Source organism: Alcanivorax sp. HI0044 (assembly GCF_001634945.1).
This window is the reverse complement of the sequence record NZ_LWEZ01001652.1, coordinates 1-1,558: the sequence shown is the minus strand read 5'-3', so window position 1 is coordinate 1,558 and position 1,558 is coordinate 1. Positions and strand designations below refer to the sequence as shown.

Annotated in this window: 1 protein-coding gene; it reads left to right on the top strand. The window is 60.0% G+C overall.

The window, feature by feature from the left end:
* The coding region (locus A3730_RS24865; protein WP_156501347.1) for a type I restriction endonuclease subunit R at positions 1 to 1,558 on the top strand (1,558 nt) is incomplete at both ends.

The window sequence follows — 1,558 nt, the reverse complement described above, 5'->3', positions numbered from 1 at the left end:
GAGTGCAAGTCTCCCTATTCCTCCTCGGATGCCATCGGCGAGGGCATCAACCAGCTACGCCGCTACGCCAACCTGCGCCGCCCGGAAGATGATGAAGGGGCGCAGAAGCTGTTCTGGTATAACCAGTTGATGGTGTCCACCTGCCGGGATCAGGCCCGGGTCGGCACCATCAGTTCCATGGCCCAGCATTACGGCGACTGGAAGGATGCTTACCCCTATACGGATGCGGATATCCGTGGGGTGCTGGCGAAGCCGGAGGCTGGGAGAGTAACGACCGACGGGAATGCCGCCAGCAAGATTGAAGATGTGCCGTCCACGGCCTATCTGGAACAGGTGAAGGCCATTCTTACTGGTGAAGGGGAAGCGGCCAATGGTGCAGGCGAAGCGGTGCAGAGCGATATCACCGCTCAGCAACGCCTGCTGATGGGCATGTTCAGCCACGACACCTTTCTCGACCTGATCCGCAATTTCATCCTGTTTGAACCGGTGGAAGGCCGCCTGATCAAGAAGGTGGCCCGTTACCAGCAGTACCGGGCAGTGAACAAGGTGATCGAGCGACTGAAGCACGGCACTACCCGTAAAGAAAAGTCCGGGGTGGTGTGGCACACCCAGGGCTCGGGCAAGTCGCTGACCATGGTCATGCTGGCGGTGAAGATGCGCCGCGACCCGGAACTGCAGAAGTACAAGCTGGTGTTCGTCACCGACCGTACCCAGCTGGACAGCCAACTTTCCGCCACCTTCCGCGATGCCCAGAACGAAACCATCTATAACGCCAACTCGGTGGCCAAGCTGAAAGAGCTGCTCACCAAGGATGCCTCTGACATTGTCACGGCCATGGTGCAAAAGTTTCAGGATGCCGAGGCGGAAGGCGACTTTACCGATCTGAACCCCAGCGACAAGATCATCGTGCTGGCCGACGAGGCCCACCGCACCCAGTTCGGCGGCCTGGCGGCTACAATCAATGCGGCCCTGCCCAATGCCCCCAAGATCGGCTTCACCGGCACCCCGCTACTGAAGACCCAGAAGATGGATCAGGCCTTTGGTGGCTACATCGACCAGTACAAGATCAATGAGGCGGTGGAAGACGGCGCCACGGTGCGGATCATCTACGAAGGCCGCCAGGCCCAGACCCAGGTGGTGGGCGAATCTCTGGACAAGCTGTTCGACGAATACTTCAAGGACAAGAGCGACGACGAGAAGCGCGAGATCAAGAAGAAGTACGGGGTGGAGCGGGCGGTGCGCGAAGCCCCGGCGCGGATTCGCTGGGTGTGCCTGGATCTGCTCAAGCACTACCGGGAGCATATCCAGCCCAACGGCTTCAAGGCCATGGTGGTGGTGGGCAGCCGCCATGCGGCCACGGTGTACAAGAAGACCCTGGATGAGCTGGGCGCGCCGCCGTCCGAGGTGATTATCAGTGGTAGCCACAATGACGAGGGCTACATTGCCAAGTACACCGACAAGGCCCAGCAGAAGCAGGCCATCGATGGTTTCAAGAAGCCCCTGAACGAGAACCCGCTGGCCTTCCTGATTGTGAAGGACATGCTGCTCACCGGCTTCG